The 22,244-nt window shown below is 41.9% G+C and carries 26 protein-coding genes; 7 read left to right on the forward strand and 19 right to left on the reverse strand.

Annotation, left to right across the window (positions count from 1 at the left end):
- Window positions 1–104 precede the first annotated feature (104 nt).
- From MKX60_RS21735 to MKX60_RS21765, 7 genes are all read right to left on the reverse strand, one after another.
- Complete coding sequence (locus MKX60_RS21735) at window positions 105–1,421, reverse strand: hemolysin family protein (protein ID WP_042188644.1); 1,317 nt, start codon at window positions 1,419–1,421, stop codon at window positions 105–107.
- A gap of 312 nt (window positions 1,422–1,733) precedes the next feature.
- Complete coding sequence (gerQ, locus tag MKX60_RS21740; RefSeq protein WP_371916527.1) at window positions 1,734–2,144, reverse strand: spore coat protein GerQ; 411 nt, start codon at window positions 2,142–2,144, stop codon at window positions 1,734–1,736.
- Between the two features lie 185 nt (window positions 2,145–2,329).
- Window positions 2,330–2,761, reverse strand: a complete 432-nt coding sequence (locus tag MKX60_RS21745) for a cell wall hydrolase (protein WP_076283592.1) — start codon at window positions 2,759–2,761, stop codon at window positions 2,330–2,332.
- Window positions 2,762–2,974: 213 nt separating this feature from the next.
- Entirely contained in the window at window positions 2,975–3,367 is a 393-nt protein-coding gene (locus tag MKX60_RS21750; protein ID WP_341061141.1) for a DUF2500 domain-containing protein, read from the reverse strand.
- Window positions 3,368–3,558: 191 nt separating this feature from the next.
- The gene (locus tag MKX60_RS21755) at window positions 3,559–3,735 is read right to left on the reverse strand and encodes a hypothetical protein (RefSeq protein WP_179085723.1); all 177 of its coding nucleotides are present in this window, start codon (window positions 3,733–3,735) and stop codon (window positions 3,559–3,561) included.
- A gap of 236 nt (window positions 3,736–3,971) precedes the next feature.
- Window positions 3,972–5,261, reverse strand: a complete 1,290-nt coding sequence (locus tag MKX60_RS21760) for a WD40/YVTN/BNR-like repeat-containing protein (protein WP_081393018.1) — start codon at window positions 5,259–5,261, stop codon at window positions 3,972–3,974.
- A gap of 26 nt (window positions 5,262–5,287) precedes the next feature.
- Entirely contained in the window at window positions 5,288–6,670 is a 1,383-nt protein-coding gene (locus MKX60_RS21765; protein WP_341060958.1) for an amino acid permease, read from the reverse strand.
- Window positions 6,671–6,842: 172 nt separating this feature from the next.
- On the opposite strand from MKX60_RS21765, the gene MKX60_RS21770 reads away from it, so the two are divergent.
- Window positions 6,843–7,766, forward strand: a complete 924-nt coding sequence (locus tag MKX60_RS21770) for an L-lactate dehydrogenase (protein ID WP_042188714.1) — start codon at window positions 6,843–6,845, stop codon at window positions 7,764–7,766.
- A 90-nt stretch (window positions 7,767–7,856) separates the two neighbouring features.
- On the opposite strand, the gene MKX60_RS21775 is transcribed toward MKX60_RS21770, so the two are convergent.
- Window positions 7,857–8,762 carry a tyrosine-type recombinase/integrase gene (locus tag MKX60_RS21775; RefSeq protein ID WP_076283590.1) on the reverse strand — a complete coding sequence of 302 codons (906 nt, stop codon included), beginning with the start codon at window positions 8,760–8,762 and terminating at the stop codon, window positions 7,857–7,859.
- A 63-nt stretch (window positions 8,763–8,825) separates the two neighbouring features.
- Window positions 8,826–9,722 (reverse strand): LysR family transcriptional regulator, encoded by an 897-nt coding sequence (locus MKX60_RS21780; RefSeq protein WP_341060959.1) that lies wholly within the window; start codon window positions 9,720–9,722, stop codon window positions 8,826–8,828.
- A gap of 127 nt (window positions 9,723–9,849) precedes the next feature.
- On the opposite strand from MKX60_RS21780, the gene MKX60_RS21785 reads away from it, so the two are divergent.
- A complete protein-coding gene (locus tag MKX60_RS21785) occupies window positions 9,850–11,172 on the forward strand; it encodes an APC family permease (protein ID WP_341060960.1) in 1,323 nt (440 codons plus the stop codon).
- Between the two features lie 87 nt (window positions 11,173–11,259).
- The gene (locus MKX60_RS21790) at window positions 11,260–12,216 is read left to right on the forward strand and encodes an alpha/beta hydrolase (protein WP_339264992.1); all 957 of its coding nucleotides are present in this window, start codon (window positions 11,260–11,262) and stop codon (window positions 12,214–12,216) included.
- Window positions 12,217–12,455: 239 nt separating this feature from the next.
- Here MKX60_RS21790 and MKX60_RS21795 read toward each other — a convergent pair whose 3' ends face one another.
- From MKX60_RS21795 to MKX60_RS21815, 5 genes are all read right to left on the reverse strand, one after another.
- The gene (locus MKX60_RS21795; protein ID WP_341060962.1) at window positions 12,456–12,656 is read right to left on the reverse strand and encodes a hypothetical protein; all 201 of its coding nucleotides are present in this window, start codon (window positions 12,654–12,656) and stop codon (window positions 12,456–12,458) included.
- A gap of 183 nt (window positions 12,657–12,839) precedes the next feature.
- Window positions 12,840–13,016 carry a spore gernimation protein GerPD gene (locus MKX60_RS21800; protein WP_341060963.1) on the reverse strand — a complete coding sequence of 59 codons (177 nt, stop codon included), beginning with the start codon at window positions 13,014–13,016 and terminating at the stop codon, window positions 12,840–12,842.
- Window positions 12,997–13,617, reverse strand: coding sequence for a spore germination protein GerPC (gene gerPC, locus MKX60_RS21805; RefSeq protein ID WP_341060965.1), 621 nt, complete (start codon window positions 13,615–13,617; stop codon window positions 12,997–12,999). Before gerPC ends, MKX60_RS21800 begins: the two co-directional genes overlap by 20 nt.
- A gap of 48 nt (window positions 13,618–13,665) precedes the next feature.
- Window positions 13,666–13,887, reverse strand: a complete 222-nt coding sequence (locus MKX60_RS21810) for a spore germination protein GerPB (RefSeq protein ID WP_076283585.1) — start codon at window positions 13,885–13,887, stop codon at window positions 13,666–13,668.
- 12 nt (window positions 13,888–13,899) lie between these two features.
- Window positions 13,900–14,124 (reverse strand): spore germination protein, encoded by a 225-nt coding sequence (locus MKX60_RS21815; RefSeq protein ID WP_036687577.1) that lies wholly within the window; start codon window positions 14,122–14,124, stop codon window positions 13,900–13,902.
- Between the two features lie 116 nt (window positions 14,125–14,240).
- On the opposite strand from MKX60_RS21815, the gene MKX60_RS21820 reads away from it, so the two are divergent.
- Both MKX60_RS21820 and MKX60_RS21825 read left to right on the forward strand, forming a co-directional pair.
- Window positions 14,241–14,699: an Hsp20/alpha crystallin family protein gene (locus MKX60_RS21820; protein ID WP_341060967.1), complete on the forward strand. Its 459-nt coding sequence runs from the start codon at window positions 14,241–14,243 to the stop codon at window positions 14,697–14,699.
- Between the two features lie 237 nt (window positions 14,700–14,936).
- Window positions 14,937–15,113, forward strand: a complete 177-nt coding sequence (locus tag MKX60_RS21825; protein WP_167348469.1) for a hypothetical protein — start codon at window positions 14,937–14,939, stop codon at window positions 15,111–15,113.
- Window positions 15,114–15,244: 131 nt separating this feature from the next.
- On the opposite strand, the gene MKX60_RS21830 is transcribed toward MKX60_RS21825, so the two are convergent.
- Window positions 15,245–16,183: a GNAT family N-acetyltransferase gene (locus MKX60_RS21830; protein ID WP_341060968.1), complete on the reverse strand. Its 939-nt coding sequence runs from the start codon at window positions 16,181–16,183 to the stop codon at window positions 15,245–15,247.
- Window positions 16,184–16,331: 148 nt separating this feature from the next.
- Between MKX60_RS21830 and MKX60_RS21835 the strand changes: the two genes are divergently transcribed.
- Window positions 16,332–16,727 (forward strand): hypothetical protein, encoded by a 396-nt coding sequence (locus MKX60_RS21835; RefSeq protein WP_143759354.1) that lies wholly within the window; start codon window positions 16,332–16,334, stop codon window positions 16,725–16,727.
- A 120-nt stretch (window positions 16,728–16,847) separates the two neighbouring features.
- Here MKX60_RS21835 and MKX60_RS21840 read toward each other — a convergent pair whose 3' ends face one another.
- The 4 genes from MKX60_RS21840 to MKX60_RS21855 form a co-directional block, all read right to left on the reverse strand.
- Window positions 16,848–17,369 (reverse strand): hypothetical protein, encoded by a 522-nt coding sequence (locus MKX60_RS21840; protein WP_341060969.1) that lies wholly within the window; start codon window positions 17,367–17,369, stop codon window positions 16,848–16,850.
- A 60-nt stretch (window positions 17,370–17,429) separates the two neighbouring features.
- Window positions 17,430–17,843 carry a VOC family protein gene (locus tag MKX60_RS21845; RefSeq protein ID WP_076283581.1) on the reverse strand — a complete coding sequence of 138 codons (414 nt, stop codon included), beginning with the start codon at window positions 17,841–17,843 and terminating at the stop codon, window positions 17,430–17,432.
- 34 nt (window positions 17,844–17,877) lie between these two features.
- Window positions 17,878–18,801, reverse strand: coding sequence for a ketopantoate reductase family protein (locus MKX60_RS21850; RefSeq protein WP_341060971.1), 924 nt, complete (start codon window positions 18,799–18,801; stop codon window positions 17,878–17,880).
- Between the two features lie 287 nt (window positions 18,802–19,088).
- Window positions 19,089–20,864 (reverse strand): ABC transporter substrate-binding protein, encoded by a 1,776-nt coding sequence (locus MKX60_RS21855; protein WP_341060973.1) that lies wholly within the window; start codon window positions 20,862–20,864, stop codon window positions 19,089–19,091.
- Window positions 20,865–21,007: 143 nt separating this feature from the next.
- On the opposite strand from MKX60_RS21855, the gene MKX60_RS21860 reads away from it, so the two are divergent.
- Complete coding sequence (locus MKX60_RS21860; protein ID WP_341060974.1) at window positions 21,008–22,243, forward strand: MDR family MFS transporter; 1,236 nt, start codon at window positions 21,008–21,010, stop codon at window positions 22,241–22,243.
- The last annotated feature ends 1 nt before the right edge of the window (window position 22,244 follow it).

Consider the following 22,244-nt stretch of genomic DNA (forward strand, 5'->3'; position numbering starts at 1 on the left):
AATTATATAATTTTTAATCTCTTTTTGGCAAACAATACTGTAAAAACGCTGTAAAAAAGACACAGCGCTATAGCACTGTGTCCTAATAATTACTAATAAGTTCGTTATGCACCAGCTTCTTCAGTCAATAGCTGTAACTTCAGCAGCTTAATTCGAGAAATCCGCTTATTATCCGTTTCTTCCACAATAAACAGATGATCATCAAATTCTACAGACTGTCCTTTTTGAGGTGGATTAACCTCCAATTTAGAATACAGCCAACCGCCTATCGTATCATAATCCTCAGTATCCATATGGAGCCCCAAAAGATCATTGATCTCTTCAATAAGCATCAAGCCGTCGATGGAGTGTTCATCCTCCCCCAGCTTCTCAACACCAGGACGTTCTTCATCGAACTCATCCTGAATTTCTCCTACAATTTCCTCCATGATATCTTCCAGCGTAACCATTCCTGATGTTCCACCGTACTCATCAATCAGAATGGCGATTTGTGTCTTTGCGCGCTGCATGACTTTCAGCAGAGCACTAATCTGAATAGATTCTGGTACGGTTAGTATAGGACGAATCAATTTATTATAGCTTTGTTCACGATCCCTAATTAAGTCCTTGATATGAATGAAGCCTAGGATATGATCCTTATCACCATCACAGACTGGATAACGCGTCCTCATTCCATCAAAAGCAATCTCAAGGTTCTCTTCCGTTGAAAGATGATTATTCAGACAAATCATTTCTGTTCGAGGAATCATGATCTCACGGGCCATTGTGTCCACAAATTCAAAAATATTGTCAACCAGCGCCATTTCGGTATTATCAATAAAGCCGCTTTTATTACTTTCTTGCATGATAATACGGATTTCTTCTTCCGTATGCGCCGTTCCCAGCTCTGAAGCAGGGGATAAACGGAAGATCCGTAATAAACCACGTGCCAGCCCATTTACGATCCAAATCACTGGATACATGATCTTGTAAAACACATTCATCGGCCCAGATGTTAGCAAAAGGACAGATTCAGCCTTGTTAACTGCAATAGTCTTAGGTGCAAGTTCTCCTAGTACGATATGCAAGATAGTGATAAACATTAGAGCAATAATCAAAGATACAACATTAACAGCGGTTACTCCAAAACCTATACTTCCTAATAAGGGCCCAACAAGGTTAGCTATAGCGGGTTGCCCCAACCATCCTAGCGCAAGTGAAGCCAATGTAATACCAAGCTGACAGGCGGATAGATAACCTTCCAAGTTGCGTACGATGCTTCTCGCTTTTAAAGCTTTTTTACTACCTTCTTCAATAAGGGTATCAATTCTACCGCTTCGTACTTTCACCATTGCGTATTCGACTGAAACAAAAAATCCATTTAATAATACCAACAGAATAATAAGACCTACGTGTAATATACCGGGTAAAGGGTCGCTCAATTTATAATCCTATCCATCATTCTCCGTACGGATGGATAGGCCCACCTCCTTCGTTTTTTCAGAGTATCGGCAAGAAGCTTGCCAGTTGTTCCTTTCAGTATCAATTTCCCAATGGTTTCATCTCCAGTCTGGAATCACGTTTTTGAATATATACTTTATTATATTAATATATTGGGGCAAACCGCAAGCATGCGTGTCCTTTCGAAAAAAAATGGGTCTTTATTCCCCTTATTATTCCAAAATATCAGTATGTATAAAGAAAACCCCCTCACCGTTAAGTGTTGGGGTTCATCCAGAAATATAAGGACTTGATTAGCGACAGTTTCTTGTTGTAGGAGGATTACCGATCACTCCAGGGTACTGGTAAGTAAGGGGCTCATCAAATGTAGCATAATCAAAATAAATCATAAGTAATACAGTACGTTGACCAGTTACTGGGTCACTAATAATAATGTGGTCACGGCCCGCAGCTTCCAGCACACCCTTGTAAACTTTGGCATTCCACTCTTTGTTATTTTCATAAGTAAAATAAAATGTACCTACTTTGCCTAAATTCAGTCTGAAAATATTTTCGATATACGATTGTTCAAACTGTTGAGGTGGGTTTTGAACTACAACCCCTCCTGGTGTCATCGGACTTCCGCTGCTAACTTGTGGCGGCATGCTACCCATGCCTTGCATTCCTTGCATTCCTTGCATTCCTGTAGACATTGGCATTTGCATACCTGAAGAAGAAACACTACCAATAGTATAAGTGACGGGACGGTATGGTTGAACGATCATTTAATGAAACCTCCTAAATGTTTATCGGAGCAGTTGCTCCCTTTGGACACAAAAGAACATTTACACTAGCTTACTGAGAGAATTACTCATAATTATGAGTAATTCTCTTTAACACAGTTACCCTGTTAATTACCAATAAATACAGCCGGGCAATCTTCTCCAGTCGGAGTGAAGAAGCAATGAGCTTTAAAACGGCCTGTGTTTTGTTGGTTATACCAGGTTGGAGGGCAATCTCCTACAGGACGGAAGAACCATAAAGCATTGGTCGCTGGCCATGTTCTTTCACCTGCAATTGCACGTTTAGCAAGACGAATGTCTGCTTCTCTTGCTCGTTGATAGAAGTAGCTTTTCTGCGGGGCTTCGAATCCTCCTGGACTTTGATAGACCATGTCATTCACATTACGAATGTTCAAAAAATCAAGGCAATTGCCAAGAATCCGGTTGACACCAACATTGCCGACCATAAGCATACCGAGATCTCCATCTTCCTCAGCTTCCGCTCTCATCAACCGCGCTAGCACCTTCACATCTTCCGAGTTCGTTTTGATGACGGCCACGCTGTCTCCTCCTTGGGGTTGCTTCGTAAACAACCTCGTTCTTAACTGCATGGTGTATTGTATGTGCATTAGCCCAAGAGGTGACAGTTCCAACCTAATTTTAAAGCCATTTGCTTTCCGTTAGGTTCTTAATAGTCCGCAAATAAAAACCATTCTCTCTGCTCCGTTGAATGGAACAGAAGAATGGTTTAAGAATGAATGTATAGCTAATGACTACTCCGCTGTGGAGTAGTGTGGTTGTCGCTCAAATCCGTGATATCTGGTTCCTTGATAAGTAAGCATGCCTTTATCGCCTTCTGCACTCATTCCATATTCATGGCCATCTACTTTAAATTCAATTCGACTGCCCCCATTCAATTCGTACGTTAAGTAGTAGGTTGTACTCGTACGACTTGAACCATTATCTTCTTGAACCTGCTGCTGTCTTATTTCACTCCGCTTGCTGACGATACGGGCAGGGATGGTTAGCATGGGTGAGCTATTGTTCCGGCTCCATTGAAGCAAACCCCTGCCTGCTGATACTGCAAGAATACCAACCATTACAATGAGAAATATTGGCATCACTGTTCCAGAGAAATCAAACATCCATGAAAGATCCGGGCCCATTCCCATGACATTTTCCCCCTTCATACCCATTAATTCAACCCTAAACTTAGCTTCAGGCACTTCTGTACATGTATATGCCTCTTCTAGTCCAGAAAGCATTAAATTAGTGAGACTTCATGCAAAAAGACCACTTCGTTTTCTTAGAAATCAAGAAATCGAGTGGTCTTTAATCATAATTTTGAGTGATCAGATTAAGCATGAACGAGGTCTAGCAATTGCTTCGTTTCGTCAGTCTCAACATCTAACATACCATTGTCTGCCCAGCATGCTCTGCATTGTTCTTCCGTTTCACACAGGTGAGCGTCATCACAGTTGTAGCAAAGTTGCAGCAGGTTTCTTGTCATATAATCTGTTTCAAAAGTTTTCATTGTAATCTCTCCTATTCGAAAGTTAAGTTTGTGAAATTTTGAACTTGTTCTATGTGTTAAATATATCACACGATCATTTAAATGTCATGTGATTTTTTTCACATCTATAAAGAAAATTTTAATTAAGTTTTTTCCTTATATTCAATCAATCAAAAACATATTGATTTAGACGTTCATTCTTATTCAAAAAAAGCTGTTTCAAAAGTATCATCCTCTACTTTTGAAACAGCTTCACTTTACATCACACGCCAACTAATCCCACCATTTGTAGTTTGTAAGAGGAGCGAGCGTTTCTGTTCTTTTTTCTCAAGTAAAAGCCATCCCACCTCTGTGGAAATAAACTGCATCTTAATCGTCTCAGGATATTCCTCAAGCTTAGACTGCAGAACACTGCTCTCCTTAAGAGGGAGCCAAGTTTTCCCTTGGTTAGCGGTATGGTAAAGAGTATCACCAATAATGGCCCAACCAACTTGCGAATTCAGAAACGTCGGAGCGCTCTGATGATTCCCTCCGGTTGGACTCTTTAATTCAAAAGGTGTAAATTTCCAGTTATCTCCACCATTAGCGGTAAAGTAACCGTGGTAAGTAATCGTCTTATCTTTATCATTTTGGCAGCCCACAGACATCCAACCATTAGTCTTACTAACATCGAAGAACTCTGGTTTGCCAGTAATTACTCTATCACAGCTTTCCAGTTGTTCATTTACCAGAAAAGGCTGTCCTGGATTCCAACTCTGACCACCGTCCTTAGTTATAAAGATCTTAGGAAGGGCACCGGTCTGCAAAGTCACAAATCCTTCTACACGACTCTTGAAGATCATTCCAGTACTTACACCTGTGAACGGGATCGAATGATTGGGAAGGTTCGGATTATACTGTTCATTCTGCATCACTTCTTCCCATGTGGCCCCACCGTCTGACGTTGAATAAATCGCCTTGCTTTCCTTATTAGGAGTAGCGTTCGCAGAGGTCATTAGCCATCCCTGTGTTGGTGAATTGAAATAAACGGAAGATACATTATTATCATCACCTAATGAAGAGATTTTCCAGCTTTTCCCTCCATCTGTGGTTCGTAGCACTATATTCTCTGTCGTACCAAAAGCACTTCTTATAATCCAACCATGGTTAGAGTCAGTAAAAAAGATGCCTTTTCCATAAACAGGTGTGGACAGGAACTGCACATTGGGTGCAGGAGAAATATTAGCCCAGGTCGCCCCGTTATTATGGGTAACGTACAAACGAAGTTCATTTTTTGTTACCCCCCATACCATGCCCTCTGTCTCACTAAGCAGATGAAAACCCGTAATTCGAGTTTGAACCTGATATTTCGGGCCACTCTCTTTGTTAGTATTGTTACTTGGTGGTGTAATCAGAGTAATCGTCTGTCCTTCTTCCGGTGCTTCTGTAGGCTGTGGCTGTGGAGAAGGCTCCGGTGGTGGTGAAGAACATGCTGAGACTATCCACGCTAAAAAAAATAGCATCATAAACATTCTTAGAGTTTTCAATCCAGCGGTTCTAGATGTCAATGCCCTCTCTCCTCTCAATTGGAATCTTATTTATGATATAACTTACTATTACGGTAGCCGTATAGAAAATAGATCAGAAGTCCAAGACTCGTCCAAATCAGAAACCCAATCCATGTCTCACTTCCTAGATTATACATCAAATATCCGCATGTTGCCGCACTTAGCAATGGAATGAAGGGTACCCAGGGTACTCTGAACCCTCTTTTCATATTGGGATGAATAACACGCAGGGCAATTACCCCCAAAGAAACGACAAAGAAGGCAAACAGTGTTCCAATGCTTGTTAAGTTAGCCAATCGATCCAAAGGAATAAAGCCCGTTAATACAGCTATAATGATCCCAACCATCCACGTACTACGAATAGGTGTCTGTGTTTTAGCATTGATCTTAGACAATCCTCGTGGTAAAAGACCATCACGTGAGATTGCGAATAACAGTCGGGTTTGACCGAACAGCATTACGAGCAGTACGGTGGTCATTCCCGCAATAGCTCCAACAGAGATTAGACCCGCTATCATATCTTGATTTACAACACGAAGCGCATAAGAAACGGGATCACTAACATTGAGATCCGTATACGGTATAATACCTGTTAATACAAGTGAAACTAGGATATACAATACAGAACATATAGCAAGGGATGAAATAATCCCTATAGGCAAATCGCGCTGTGGCTGCTTTACTTCTTCTGCAGCAGTCGATAACGCATCAAAACCTATGTAGGCAAAGAAGACAGTTGCCGCACCGTTTACAACACCTTGATAGCCAAAGGGTAGAAATGGAGTCCAGTTCTCTGGTTTAACATAGAAAAATCCAGTTACGATAAACAAAAGCACTACAGCTATTTTGATAACGACCATAATCGCATTAAAACGAGCAGTCTCTTTAGTTCCCCGAGTTAGTAAGTAGGAAATTAGTAAAATGATTATTACTGCTGGTAAATTAATAATGGTACCTGCTTCCGCATTATACGCCCCGGATAGTGCTGTAGGAATATGGATACCAAAGCCCTCTAAAAGTCCCTGCAAATAGCCTGACCATCCACTGCTTACTGCAGCTGCTGCAACGCCATACTCTAACACAAGGTCCCAACCCAAAATCCAAGCGAGTAATTCTCCAAAAGCTACATAACTATAAGCATAGGCACTTCCGGAGACCGGGATGGTCGATGCAAACTCTGAATAACAAAGGGCTGACAGCACGCAAGCAAACGCGGCTAACAGGAATGAAATGACAAGGCCAGGACCAGCGTGTTCTGCTGCCGCTACTCCTGTCATTACAAAAATACCAGTACCAATAATCGCTCCTACACCTAACATGGTTAGATCCAGCGCACCAAGTGTTTTGTTTAACTTGGTTGCACCCGAGTTTGAAGGTGCGATTAGCGGTTTTTTGCGAAATAAATCCATTCTTACATTCTCTCCTGTCTAGTCTTGTTGTCAAATTGATTAGAGAATTTCTATTAAGTATGCCCAAAATGGGGTAATGCATTAAATAAGACCTGCTTGAAAACAATATCGTTAGCGATTATGATGGACAAGATTAAAAGCTAAAAATTTTAATTACTGAGGAGATGGAATCATGGCCCCCCCGAAACCCAATCGTGTCGTAGTCATTGGTACTGGAGCAGTTGGTACAACAACAGCCTATACATTACTGCTACGGAGACGTATGCCTGAGCTCGTACTTATTGACGTTAATCAAAAGAAAGCCCTTGGAGAAGCATTGGATATGAATCACGGCATGCCCTTTGTTGGTGGTGTGAAGCTATGGGCTGGTACATATGAAGATTGCCGTGAAGCGGATATCATCATTGTAACTGCCGGTGCATCACAAAAACCGGGTGAAACCCGGATAGATCTTCTCCGCAAAAACATTTCAATTTTCAAAGATATCGTTCAAAAAATCACCAAATATAATCAACATGCGATACTACTTATTGCTACTAATCCTGTAGATATTTTGTCATATGCCACTTTGAAAATAAGCGGTTTTGATCGCAGAAGAGTCATCGGTTCCGGAACGGTGCTGGATAGTGCACGTTTTCGCTACCTGATTGGACGCCACAAAGAAATTGATCCACGCAGTATTCATGGTCAGATTATCGGGGAACATGGAGACTCGGAACTTCCTGTTTGGAGTCTAGCGAATGTTGCCGGGATTGATCTCGGTTTTGACGAAGCAGAACAAGATGAAATATTCCAGGATACTAAGAATGCCGCTTATGAAATTATTGATGCCAAAGGCTCAACCTCTTACGCAATAGCATTAGCACTAGATCGTATTGTAGTATCCATTCTTCATAATGAAGGCTCTGTATTGAACGTATCTACTTTATTGAATAATTATAACGGAGTTTCGGATGTCTACCTTGGCGCCCCTTGCGTCGTAGATCGGTCCGGTGTACGAGAAGTACTAGATCTTCCATTAAATGAGACAGAACGAGCTCTATTCCAGAAATCTGCCGAGAAGCTTAAAGCTGAGATAGCTAAGCTAGAACTATAAGCAAATGAATACATGGGGCTCTCCCTGTTGTCATGATACATGGCCGGGGATAGCCCCTTTTTCACGAAAAGAATTGCACTTTGAATTCTATCAAATCTGGACTTGCAATTTCGACATGGCTTCTTCCTTCTCACGGCTCGTGATATGCGTGTAAACCGTTGTTGTCTGAATGGAAGAGTGCCCCAGTAGCTCCTGAACCGTCCTCAGATCCGCACCTTTTCGTAGCAGCATGGTAGCGAAGGAATGTCGTAGCTTATGGCTGGAATAGGGTCGACGTTGTGCAGCAGGCACATCCCTTTGGAAACGATCGAAGGTGTCCGCAGCGATTTGCTGAATGCCACGTATGGACAGCCTGCGTCCTTTTTGTGAAATGAACATAGCTTCCTCTTTACTGCGCCAAGGATTTAAACGTTCTTCAATCGCCAGATCGAGAAAAGGTACCACATCCTCTGGAATCGGTACATTACGCCATTTACGTCCCTTACCGAACACTCGAAGGGAATGTCTTTCTACATTATAATCACTTAAATTAAGTGTGTGGACTTCCCCCACCCGAAGCCCCATATAGGACATCAGTAAAAAGACTGCTAAATTACGACCTTTGTATTTCCCATCTATAGAAGACAAAAATCGCCCCAGATCACCTTCATCTAAGTAGACCGGTTCGCGATTGATCTCAGTTTTAGATTTCTTAATCCCAGCTGCAGGATTGGTTAGAAGCAATTCCAGCTCAATTAATGCCTTAAAAAAACAGTTAATTGAGGCATGCTTCCGGTTACGGGTAGCATCACTTACTCCACGTTCACGCACTGACGTAAGAAAAGAAATAACATGTAACTTCTTTACGGACTCTAGCTTTTTGCCATTCAGACTTTCTAAAAACTGTTTTACATCCACTAAATAGGATTTCTGCGTATAGGGAGTGTAACCGGCATCCTTCATCCAGATTAAAAAAGCCTCAAGCCCCTCTTCGTAGTCTTCACTCCACTCATTCATGGCTTCGAGCCTCCCTTGATTTCGACAATCTATTGTACCATAGAATAGCTACAAGAATTAAACTTAGCTGCACCATTTTTCAGCATGCTTTTGTACAGCTTTTAAAAACTCTGTTAGAACAGGAGATTTCCATTTCTTATGATGATAAGCTATTTGAGTAGCCACACGCTGCGATTCATCATTCCAATTCAGCCTAGCTAACTTCCCTTCCGCTAATTCATTGTTCACAGTAATCATTGGAATAAAAGCGATGCCTAGACCCGCCATTACACATTGCTTGATCGCCTCAATACTCCAAAACTCTAACGTAGGGTCCGGAAATACCCCGTGTCTGTTTAAATGATGTTCAAATAAAGTACGGTAGCTACAACCAGTTTCCGTATGCAATATCGTTTCTCCCTTAAGATGAACCGGTTCTACCACTGGAAGACTCAATAAGGGATGATCCGGCGGAGCGATCAGGGTCATTTGTTCATGCACCAGTGTTTCTATATTCAGATCTTTATCTTCCGTCTCTGGTTGCAGTAGGAAGGCCAAATCCAATTCACCGGATCGAACTAAATCCGTTAGCTCCCAGCAGGCCCCAGGCTTCAGAAGAATTTGGACCTTTGGATATTTCACGCGAAACTCCTTGATAATGCCTGGTAAGCGAAAAGCAGCCAGAGATTCAGGTGCACCAATGCGTAAAGACCCTGTTAGCTCACTCTCGGAGCGAAGAGCATCTTGCGCTAGAGAGTGCATTCTGGAGATCTCTTGAGCGAATGGGAGCAGACGGCGGCCTGCATCGGTTAGGATGATCTTTTTACTGATCCGATCAAATAAAGGCTGACCTATTTCAGTCTCTAATGCTTGGATCTGTGCGGTAATACTGGATTGTGCATAATCAAGCTTCTGTGCAGCGCGTGTGAAGCTACCCGTCTCCACTACGACTATAAAGGTAAAAAGATGACGTGATTCCATACGTGCCCCCTGAATAATAGTTACCCATCGGAATTTCGAATGGATACTATTCAAAATATCTGTTTTTCCAATGGATCTATTATCTGCTACTCTATAACAAAAGACAATGAAAGCAGGATTAAAAATCATGAAAGATTCAAGTTCTACCACTTTACGAAGAAACATCGGTATGCCGCAAGCCATAGCTCTTTATATCGGCGCTGTATTGGGCTCGGGAGTCTTAATCGTTCCCGGACTGGCTGCAGAAATGGCTGGTCCCGCTTCATTGCTGGCATGGGGATTTATGACGCTGTTGATTTTGCCAATGGCCTTATCGATGGGCCTGCTCTCTGCCAAATTTCCTAACGCAGGAGGCGTGTCCCACTTCGTTACCCTTGCTTTCGGACCTAAAGCCGGATCTTTAGTGGGCTGGTTCTTCCTAATGTCTGTTCCGATTGGTGCGCCTGTCGCTGCGCTGACCGGAGCTGGTTATATGACAGCCGCAATGGGCTGGGATGAACCTGCGAGAATTACTATCGCTGCGGTGATGTTGGCCATTGGGCTAATTACAAACTGGATTGGTATGCAAGTGGCGGGAAAGGTACAAATTGCTGTAGTGATTGCGATTGTAGCTGTTCTCGTCTTCTCCTTTGCTACCGCGCTTCCTCGGATGGAGGTTGAACACTTCACTCCCTTTGCCCCACACGGATGGATGAGCATTGGACAGGCTGCAGCAATCCTATTTTGGTGTTTTATTGGTTGGGAAGCTGTCTCACATCTCTCTGAGGAGTTCAAAGATCCACAACGTGCTGCAGTCAAAGGTGTGACCATCGCTGCTATTATTGTAGGTGTTCTATATTTCTTATCCGCTTTAGCAACGGTTGGCACACAAAGCTACCTTAAAGGTGGGTCGAGCACTTCACTTGTCTGGATCATCAGCCAGCCTCTTGGACGCTGGGGAGGATTTATCGCAGGACTTACAGGTCTCTTCATCTGTACAGCCACCATTATCGCTTATGCCGGTGCTGCCTCTCGTGTGGCTTATGCGTTATCACGTCAGGGCTATGCACCGCAATGGATGGGGAGACTATCCAAACCATATCATACCCCTATCGGTGGGATAGCTTTCCTGCTCCTCTGTTTTGTAACGGTCATGTCACTGTACAGCAGCGGATTGATATCTATCACTACTTTGATCCAGTTTCCAAATGCGACATTTATCCTGACTTATATCGGAGGTTGTGCTGCGGGGATACGCCTACTTAAGGGAAGTAGATTAGGCGTAACGATTAGCTGGATCTCTTTTCTAGCTACCGCTGCTGTGTTTCCTTTTACGGGCTGGGCGATAGGGTATCCGTTACTTATTACTTTGATGTTTATTTTGATCTTCCGTATCAAACATAAACAAGCGGTTGCCGGAATAAGGGATTTAAAAAGTGAAATTCGTGAGGATCAACAAAAAGCATTGTAAGACTCATGTCGTTTCAGCATTCGTTTAGATGGTTATGGTATGAAGAGGGTAAACTATACTATGACCAGACAAAGGAGACGATACATCATGTCAAATCAACCAAAGATCATTCTTGAGCCAGCAGCGCAGAAATTTGCCGATGATAATTCCAAACCTCCGTTCCTTCCTGATCTTGGACCAGAAAAAGGCCGTGAAACGGTAGATACTGTACAATCCAGTGAGATATATAAACCTGAAGTCGAAATTGAAGATCTTATGGTGCCAGGAGGACCTAATGGTAATGTTTCCATAAGAATTGTTCGGCCTCCTAGCTCCTCTTCCGCGTCGTTGCCAGTGATCCTTTACATTCATGGTGCTGGCTGGGTGTTTGGTAATGCACATACCCATGACCGCTTGATCCGTGAATTAGCTGTCGGAGCGGAGGCTGCCATTGTTTTTCCAAATTACAGCCTCTCTCCAGAAGCTAAATATCCTACAGCAATTGAAGAAATCTATGCTGTTCTGAAATGGATCGCTGCACAGGGTAGTGAACATGCACTTGATGCTAGCAAGCTATCCATAGGCGGTGATAGTGTCGGTGGAAATATGGCAGCCGCCATTACGCTTATGGCTAAAGAACGCAGTGGCCCGAAGATAGGGAAACAACTTTTGTTCTATCCGGTAACGGATGCCTCCTTTGATACCGAATCTTATCATGAGTTCGCCGAAGGATATTTCTTGCAGCGTGATGGAATGAAATGGTTCTGGGATCAATATACAACTGACCCTGAGGAGCGGAAGCAGATCACAGCCTCCCCGCTTCGAGCTAGTGTAGATCAGTTACGCGATCTACCCGAAGCACTAGTCATAACGGGTGAAGCAGATGTTCTACGTGATGAAGGTGAGGCTTATGCCGCCAAATTACGTGAAGCTGGAGTCACAGTCACGGCAGTTCGTTTTCAAGGAATCATACATGATTTCGTGATGCTAAATCCTTTAGCTGAAACCAATGCCAAAAAAGCCGCCATCAAGCTGGCGACGACATGGCTTCGCGAAGGTTTCTAAATAAATATGTCCGTTCACCAAATTAGAGAAAGCCTGCAAATGTGCAGGCTTTCTCTAATTATAAGTTTAATGCTATTTCTATAGCAGAATACCTTTGATGGCCCTCCTTTTCGTAGCTCGAAACTCCCTTATTTGTGAAAAATACTTTCTTATAGGACAGTACCTTATATTAGTTAACATAATAATGATTATGTTAACTATTTTATTTTTATAAAATAAGTATCAACAAATATGCTAAATTACCCCTCATCTTCTGAAGCTATTTCTCGCTTGAACTCACTGGTTCGACTCTCCAGATGAACTGAGCCACCATTTCCAATCTGGAAGGTCGTCCCAGACCCAATCGATAAAATCCTAATATATTGCATATTAATCGTTGATACCTTGGAATCATTCAAAATCTCAACTTCATCTTCATTCACTTGCTTCGGCCATGCCATGAGTGGGATCTCTAAGGATGAAGCCTCTCTATTATTGCTATTAATCTCTTTTATGTTATATAGGTAATTTTCTTTACAACCCACAAATTTAGACTGAATCCGCTCTACAGATCCACATATGAAAATCGAACTGTCAGACAGATTATTGATATACACATCTAGTATACGTGAGGTGTGCATTTATTAACTGCCTTTTTGGACTTGATCTGGAGCACTCGGAGCATACTCTATCACGCTGTCAGACGCCGAAGAACAGTTAATCGTCTGCGTATCCCCTACTAAAAATACCGAAGAACCTGATATCGAAACCACTTTTACTGCGTTTACATTTATGTCTCTGTTAATCACGGTTACTTTCATGCGGCTTCCGCCTTCCAGTTATGTTTATTTCCAAATGCCGTTCTACCGCCGTAACAATATCTCGTTTGATTTGTTCAACAATAGAAGCACTTTCCTCTTCTGTGTATCCACGCCCTTCTTCTGCGGCAGAAAGCTGGCTTACATACTCGTTAATCCGGCCATCCATCTGATTCAGCAGATCCTGGGTTACCATTTGGATATACTGCTCATCAATACTTAAGTTCTGCTCTTTTTCTAAGCGTGAAAATTGAGAAGGAACTTCCTCTTGCACATACTTCAGAATCTCTGGACGAATTTTATCCGATAATGCAGATGCAGTTGGTGTCCCTCCCTCTTGCTCCCCAATAGGCTTACCATTGATCATCGCTTCATCCAGATTATTTCCCTCATTTGGTGTAATGCCTATATTTAAAGTGCCTTCCAACTTCTCGATTTTCAATTGTTCAAAATGATAATTTATAGGACCTATACTTGCAGTTTTATTGTTCTTTATGCTGTCTACGTCCCCTTTTAAATCTTGGAGTTGTTTCTCTAGCAGTTGAATCTTTTCTGCTTGCAATCTTAGTGCATTAAAGACTTGCTGAACATAATACGGGTGCATACAACCCCCTCCTATGGTTTATTGTATGCGAAGGATAAGAGCCTAATTCTAGCGTGTATATAGTTCAGTTGGTGGAGGCAAGGGTACAAGAGGTGAATCACTTACCGCTGGCGATGGCGCAGGAGGAGATTCCGGAACGTCACTAGACTGATAACTATGAGACAAGGCATTAATTCGGCCGGAAGTACCGATCTGCAGTACCGATGAATTTGAGATCGTACCAATTTTCAGATGATTGACCGATATGCACTGATACACCGTAATATTCATGTAAACCCACCCTTAAGGAGGCGATACTTGATCCACAACATCTGAATCCATCGTGTTCGTACTGCTGGCTGCATTATTCGTAATGTTTGTACCTATGGAGTCACCTATGGAGAAGGAGTTGGCACCGGCATAGATTTTGGAGTTACTGCTCAAGATAACAGATGCCGTATTTCCTACTAAGACTGTGGAACTGGGGCCTACGCTGTTGATTTTAATATTGCCGATGATTGAAACCACCAAACCACTCCTCCCTTCGGAATGATAACCTATTCTATGTAGATATCCGCCCAGATGTCACTGAATAAGTCATACGCCCATACAATGGATAAAAAAATGAAGGAGGTTCAGCATTCATGAGCCCCAATAAATCGAACCCTTTAGATTGGATGAACGAAGATCCCTTTTTTAAGAAAAAGTTATCCTTAAAGTCGCTTGAAGAGCAATGGAAGCTGGATCCAAGCCAGATCGATGGCTATGTTGAAAAAATAATCAGAGAAGCTACCGCGGCCACCTCTTCCTCATTGACGGACGAAACCTCAAGTCTGCAATTTGAGCATCTAGACACACATAATTATTTGATCACGAAAATTCGTATTCCAAGTGGAATTCACCCCGAAAGTATTTGGGCACAAATCAACCGAACACAAATCAAATTAAGCGGTCTCGGAAAAGATCATAGCGAGATCATCCCACTCCCCATTCCAGTCAATCCGGATCAGAGCAGAGGCACTTATAAACAAGGATCATTGCAATTCAGAATGCCGAAAATGTCAGTAGGTAAATTTAGAGATATCGACATCCGTTATTTATAAAAAAATCCTTAAAATTCCTCCTTTTTGCTCGTCCAAGTGGAGATCTCTCCTCAAAAAAACGCCTTAAAACTAAAACGGCGTATAATTTAAGTTATGCGCTGTTTTTTTAGGGCGTTTTTCGCCCTTATTATCCTTAATTTTGTCTGTAATCACAAAGGAATTTATAAGCTTCATTCTCCGAACTTTAAAGTTCCCTCGCTCATAAGATAGGGTATCACTCGCAAAGGTGGGCTATTTATGTCCAAAAACAAGCGTGGCAAAGCACTCTGGCGTATGCCATCCCGAGGCAGAGGAACATGCCTGATCTGCGGCAGCACTCGTATTAAGCTTCTGTACATCGGAAAAGGACTTTCAGGCGAAAAGGTTAACGTGTGTAAGAAATGCGAGGGTAAACAAGTAACTAACAGTAACTGAACAAAATTGTTCAGAGGATTTCCAGTCACCATTTATTACATGGCGAAAGGATTACTAAAAAAGTGCAATCCTGTCATCGAACCTCGATGAAACTGAATCACACTTTGCTTAGTAATCCTCCACTTCAAAAACTATAGGAGCTCTATACGATACCGTCTTTCCTCACTCGATAAACTGAATCCGACAGATTCATAAAGATGCAATGCAGAATCATTATCTGTTAACACCATTAAATAAGCTTCTTCAAGTCCATGTGTTCTGAAATAGTTTAACGCTTGAGAAAGCATGTACCTAGCAATTCCAAATCTTCTCCACGGCTCAAGAACAAAAACATTTTCAACATACCCACTATTCTCTTCCTGCCATACCATCAAGCTGCCTACAACCCTCTCTCCTTCTCGAACAACCATAGAGTTCCAAAGCGGATTTTGCTTAAACTGAGATAGTCGTTCTTTCCCAAGTGGGGTTTCTGGCCAAACCTCTGCTTCCAACTCTAAATAATGATCTTCTTCTTGTGGCGTCTCCATCATCCAAGTCGCAAATTCAAATTCCTTTTTCAGTTCAGGTACAGTGTAGGAATTATTAAGAGTATGCTTCATTTTAAATAAGCTATTGTATTGACAGAAGCCCTTTTCTTTTTCAAAAAATTGAGTATTTGCGATCTCCGATGCGTTATTCCCGACACAGAGCGTCGTTTTGTACGCTGTTGATAAAGTTTCCTTCAATTCAAGTGCTCTCAAGAGGAGCGTTTGATACATGCCCTCTAATAAATCGTAGTCTTCTTCTCGTTCAGGTATTGTTTTCAAATTCAAATAGATCGAATGTCTGCTTTCCTTTGAACGCCCAGGCGGCACAATATTTATGATCTCTACTTGACCTTTGGCAACCATTTTTCCATTTTCAAAGGCACAGTAGACATTCTCCCAGTTTTCTTCATCACCAACCCACCAAAAAACAGCATTCCCCCGTGAAGTGACCGAGTTATATAACTCACCCAGTAATGGCATGTCCCCTTGTTCAAAATGACGAATCGTTATTCCTTCTGATGAAAGAATCGTAGATTTTGTCAAAACAAAACCCCTTTTCATATAAATTTTGGCATACATTAAGGGTAGCACAACTCTTCCAATTTCACTTGTTAATGAATAGTTATAATTAATTCTTATATACCGTAACATTATTCGAATGAACCCTGTCTTACTTACATAGGGGGACTGCATGATGAAGAGACGATTTTTTATAGGTATTGCTATATTTTCAATGGGCATTGTGATAGCTTTCGGGATCAGTACGATATCCAATATTCTGAGTCCATTTAAGAGTTTCTTGCTCACTGTAGATAATCAGTCGGATGATGATATTAGCTCTATTGAAATAGGTTTAATCCATACGGATTCCAAGGAATTATTTACAAGTCCCATCAAGAAAGGTGAAACGAAAAGGTTCAAACCTACACTGAGCTTAAGTGGTGAAGGTTCTATATACCTTAAGTATACTAACGCAAAAGGACAATCCACCCAAGAAACTGTATGCGGTTATACAGAGTATCTATCTGGTTATTCAACTGTCACGATTACTAATGAGGGCACAACTGTTGTTCAGCAATGTAATTAAATCCGTTCTTCTAAGAAGAAACGATAGTGTCGTCTTTTAAAGACGATAACCGTTTCTCGTAAAAATAGAGGAGGTAAACCCTATTAGGTTCACCTCCTCTTTCATTTATGCAGCTTGCGATTATACCTCCTGAACTGCAGCCCTCGAGATCAGATAATAGTCGTTGAAAGACACCAGTGCGTTGCCCACAATTTTTGAATAACCACTATTTAATAGTGCGCTGATTCTTTGCTCAGCGGTAGGAATGGCCTTTGTAATCATCGCATCAACCCTAAAACAATCATAGAACTCCTTCTCAATCATAGAGAGGATCTCTGTAAGAACTCCTTCATTCTCCAATCTCGAGATCAGATCAAGCCTTAGAACCCCAATCAGTCCTACCCCTTCAACGCTCTCACTTCTCGCAAAAAATTCAACAGTACCAACAGCTTTATCACTATCTTTCTCTACAATACTAAATCGAACGTAACCATGCCCTGCATATTCATCCAGCCAGAATCGTATACAGCCACTCATCTCTTCTATCGTTTGAAAGTTAAAATCGTTATTACAGTTATCGCTATTGAAGAGCGGGATAGAAGCAGCGTCTGAATAACATTCCAGTAGGTCCTCAGCGTCTTCCTCTTGAACCAATCTATACATCAATTGATCACTTTCAAATACCGGGCATTCCTGATATGGGCCTTCTTCAAAGTTTTCTTGCTACGCATTCCCCAAAAAATTTAATTGCCAGGTCACGCCAAATCTATCCGCTACCCAGCCAAATTTCGGACTAAACGGATAGCTTCCAAGAGGCATTAGGACCTGTCCACCTTGTGCTAATGATTCGTAGACCCGATCAATTTCAGCTTCACTCTCACAATTCACATATAAGGATATCGCTGGAGTAAAGGTAAACCCGTGCTGAACATAACTATCTATACACATAAATACTTGTCCATGCATAGAAAAGGAAGCTTGCATTACACTCCCTTCAGGTCCTGCTTCATTCGCTCCATATCGCTTAATGCTAATAACTTCGGAATCATCAAACAAGGACGTATAGAAATTCATAGCTTCTTCTGCCTTACCTTCGAACATTAGAAAAGTCATGATCTTTTGATTCGTTTCCTTCATAATTGTCCAGTTCCTTATTGTGATTTAAAGTAGATCAGTTCCTATCATTAACGCTTTCGTATACTTTCAAACGGGCATACACGGTTTCGAGAACCGGATACGCGCCTTGACCCGGAACAGCCATAGCCAGAAGTGCCCCATGCAGATGGTCCGCTTCTACAGGTAGTTGCTTATGCATATCCCGATGCATGGATGAAGTAAATTCAGGTAACACAGAAAGCATCTTTTGCATCGTGGAAACTATATTTTCCGGTCCCACAGGCATTCCAGCATTTTGAGCCAAGCTAACAATCTCTTGAAGAAGCTGCTCATAGATTGCACGTGCTTTTGGGGAACCAAAAATAGGCCCAACAGAGCTATCCATTAAAGTGGTAATCCCACTTAGACTAGCTACAAATATATATTTCTGCCACACTTCGCGCTGAATGTCAGAACTTAATGTCACTGTGAATCCAGCATGATCCAAATGACTCAGAAGCAACTGTGTTCGTTCTGACTCACCACCTGCCCATTCACCAAACACAATACTATGGAACGAACTGCTTTGAACGATAGTACCTGCTGAATCTAGAGTTGTTTCTATATAACAAAGACCACCCAGCACATGTTCTGGGCCAAAACGCTTCTGCAAAATGCTAAATTGATCATAACCATTGAGGAGCGGGAGGATCAGTGTATGTTTACCGACGTAGGGTTCAATGTCATTCATCACCTGAGGCAAATGGTATGCCTTGACCGCTATAATAATGCAGTCGAAGGGCTCTACTGCTTCCCTATTAGAAATCGTTCGTACAGAAGTCTGAAAATCCCCATGAACACTTTTTACAATCAAACCGTCCGCTTCTAACTGAATCTGTTTGGCATTTCGGACGAGAAAAGTAACATCTTCTCCTTTTTGAACTAGACGCCCCCCGAAATATCCACCTATAGCTCCTGCACCCACGATAAGAAAACGCATAATAGTCTCCCCTTCTTTTCCCTTAATTTAAACAAACAAAAAGACCTTTTAGCTATCTGCTAAACAGGTCCGAAAGGCAAAAAAAGAGTCAAGTATCGACCGTTCTTTTGTCTCGGTCCTTACGGATCTGAGCAAAATCCAACGAGTTCACCTCCATGGCTACAAGTTAATTACTATTCATTTATTAAAACCTATTAGAGCACCATTCGATGATTTATCGATACAGCCTCCCTGGAAAGTATAGCAAAAGAAAACATTCCTGTACAAGCATATTTAGGGAACTCTTCTTAAAGACTAGTAGTTTTGATCCATAGTTTTGAGATATCCAGAAATCCGAATGAACTGGTGTGAAGTCCAAACAAGCTTTGATTTAGCTGCGCTTTTTTATTCATATGACAACCATATAACACCCAGTAGTTGTCCCTAAGCACACCTTCTGCCTGATCCAGCAACTTAATTCTTTCTTCCTTTGAGGATAGCGTGAAATCGGTAAGTACATCTGAGAATAACAAGATCTGTTCATCTCTCAGCAGAGAAAAAAGATAATTAAGTTTATTATTAAAGTAGTTAACCATTCCCCACTGCCAATCATCTTCAAGAACCTCTTCAGCAAGGAGGATTTCGGAGGTGTTCTTTATATCTGCTGAGTTAAACTCGTTGAATAAATACAGCTCAATATGCAGTCCTACTGAAGCAGCTCGTGCTTGAAGCCACAGGGCTTCTTCTCGCTCTTCTCTTTTATCTTTTGTAGCTAATCTTAAGGTCTCCCCCTGGTAGCCACTTGCCACTAGAAGCTCTCTCGCATGTTCCAGAGTAGGCTCAATAATACTTCTCTTACTGCTCTCCCAAGGTAAAAAGCTATCAGCAGGGGAACTACGATTCCCTCCTAACTCCTTAATTAAGGCTTCTCGATTGTAAAGGATTCGTATAGCCTGCCGGAATAGTTGGTGTTGATGAATTCCGTCTTTATGGAAATTGAACAAGAGATATCGGCATCCCAAGGCAGGGTATTCAATACTGTGGTTACAGATGATATTAGGTAACAAACCTTCCTGAGCAGATTCAGGAAGTTCATACAATCGTTCATTTGAAGCTTGTTCTGGCAAATACCAGATTTCTACACGATCTAGTAGCGGGCGTATACCGTAATAATAGTCAAATGCCGCGAGGACTAGCACATCTTCATTAAGATCTAGTAAACGATAGGGCCCTGTTCCACTCACTTCATTTACAATATCTACGTCATGAGGAAGAATCGACATATGAATACAACTGAACATATGGAGAAAAAAGAGATTCGGACGAGACAGCTCAAACCTGATCCTGTGATCTCCTTCAAGCTCTACTCGTTCAATATCTTTGTACAAGCTCAACGCCGGACTGTTCAAATCTATAAGTCGTTGAAATGTCTCTTTTACGTCTCTAGAGGTCATAGTCCTGCCGTGATGGAATCGCACACCTTTCCGTAGATAAAAAATATAACTAGTATAATCTTCATTGGCTTCCCACATATGCGCCAATCCGGGAAGAAAGGTATCACTTGCCGCATCATAGGTAACTAATGTGCTATAAATTTGTCCGAGTAAATAGGATTCAAACGCGGTATATACATAAGCTGGATCCAGCACTTCCATATGCCGGTTTCGTGTAATTCGCAAGACATCCAATCCTGATGTCGACTCCGTTTCACTACGGAAGCCCATCTGCTTATTTAACACCATTAATAACCGTTCCTTTAATGTGTCGCTAACCTGACCACGACTTAATAACTCTATAGCTTCCTTAATCTTCCCCTTATTAATCAGTTCCTGAAAGTTGTCCTCCAGCACCTCTTCAATCGTTCGAAGAAAAGTTAGCTGCGAGATATTTCCACGTCCTCTTCCAGGCTGCCAGTGTATAAAACCCTGCTCTTCAAGTTTTCGCAGAATAAACTTTACATTACGCGGAGTGCAGCACAGAATCGAAGCTAGTCTATCTATCGTCACAGGATTAGCTTCCCCTATATCTATTGAGGATGGGATGGCTATTGCTAAACATAAAAAATGATTACTAATATGGTCCACGATCGTTCACTCCTTTAAAGGTGAAACACTGTAAGTAATTCTTACACTTTTACTTCCCCCTTTTATCATTATAATTATACATATATCGTTAATGAATATGCAGTACTAAATTATAGCTATCAGATTAGGAGACCTTTTCAATTATGAACCAGTATCTTAGGCATATTCACCCACTAGCTTGGACCATCATCGTCGGTACGATGTTCGGACGTTTGGTAACTTCAATGAGCATTCCGTTCTTATCCATCTATTTAACCCAAGTCCTTGGAGCCACCCCCACACAAACGGGGATTACGGTAGCCGTCAGCTCTCTGGCGGGCGTAATGGCCAGCTTCTACGGAGGATATATCTCGGATATTGTAGGCCGCAAAATTGTCATGTTAATCTCCGTATTTGGCTGGGCAGCAGTATTCTTCGGATTCTCTGTTGCACAACATCTGTGGGTATTCTTCCTGGTCAACACCCTGAACGGTTTATGCAGATCCGTGTTTGAGCCCACATCACGGGCACTTTTATCCGACATTACCCCTGCTGAAAGTAAGCTGCTTGTATTCAATCTTAGATACGCTGCGATTAATCTTGGTGTTGTCTTTGGTCCGATTATTGGAGTACAGCTCGGTTCTGCCGAATCTACGTTTCCTTTTATGATCGCAGGAATTGTATATGTTGCATATGGACTTGTACTATTCATCCAATTTAAATTGCATCGTTCAACCATGCAGAGTCATACGCAAGCTGAACCACCACGTTTACTTGAAGCCTTGGCAACAACCGGTAGAGACCGTGTATTCTTGCCAGTTCTACTTGGTACAATCTTTTGTGTACTTGGATACGGACATTTTGGTTCAACTATGGCGCAATATTTAGCAATGAACACCCATTTCACAAATGGTGGACAATTATTCTCCTATATGTTGTCACTCAATGCCATTACAGTGCTCGTGGTACAATATCCTATCGTACGTACTGCAAGCAAATTCTCACCGATTGTTCCATTGATTCTCGGAAATATCTGCGTTGCTATTAGTCTTCTCTTAGTAGGTTTAGCTGAAGGTGTAGCCCTTCTAATGTTTAGTGTCGTACTATTTACGATAGGGGAAGTACTGCTCTTTACGATGATGGATATGTTAATTGATCGGATCGCGAAGCCAGAAATGAAGGGTACGTACTTTGGAACGATTGGCTTTAACAATTTGGGGAGTGTAATCGCGCCTATCTTCGGCGGTGTATTGCTGGATCATTATGGAGCTCAGAATGGCCTTACGATCTTCCTGCCACTCGCTTTAACCACGGCTATAGGTCTTCCTTTTCTATTCGTAGCGCACAAGAGGCTTACTGCTAGAGAGAAGTTATCTCTTGGCGTAGACTCTAGCACATAAA

The sequence above is a fragment of the Paenibacillus sp. FSL R5-0914 genome (assembly GCF_038004525.1).
In the GTDB taxonomy this organism is placed as follows: Bacteria; Bacillota; Bacilli; order Paenibacillales; family Paenibacillaceae; genus Paenibacillus_AQ.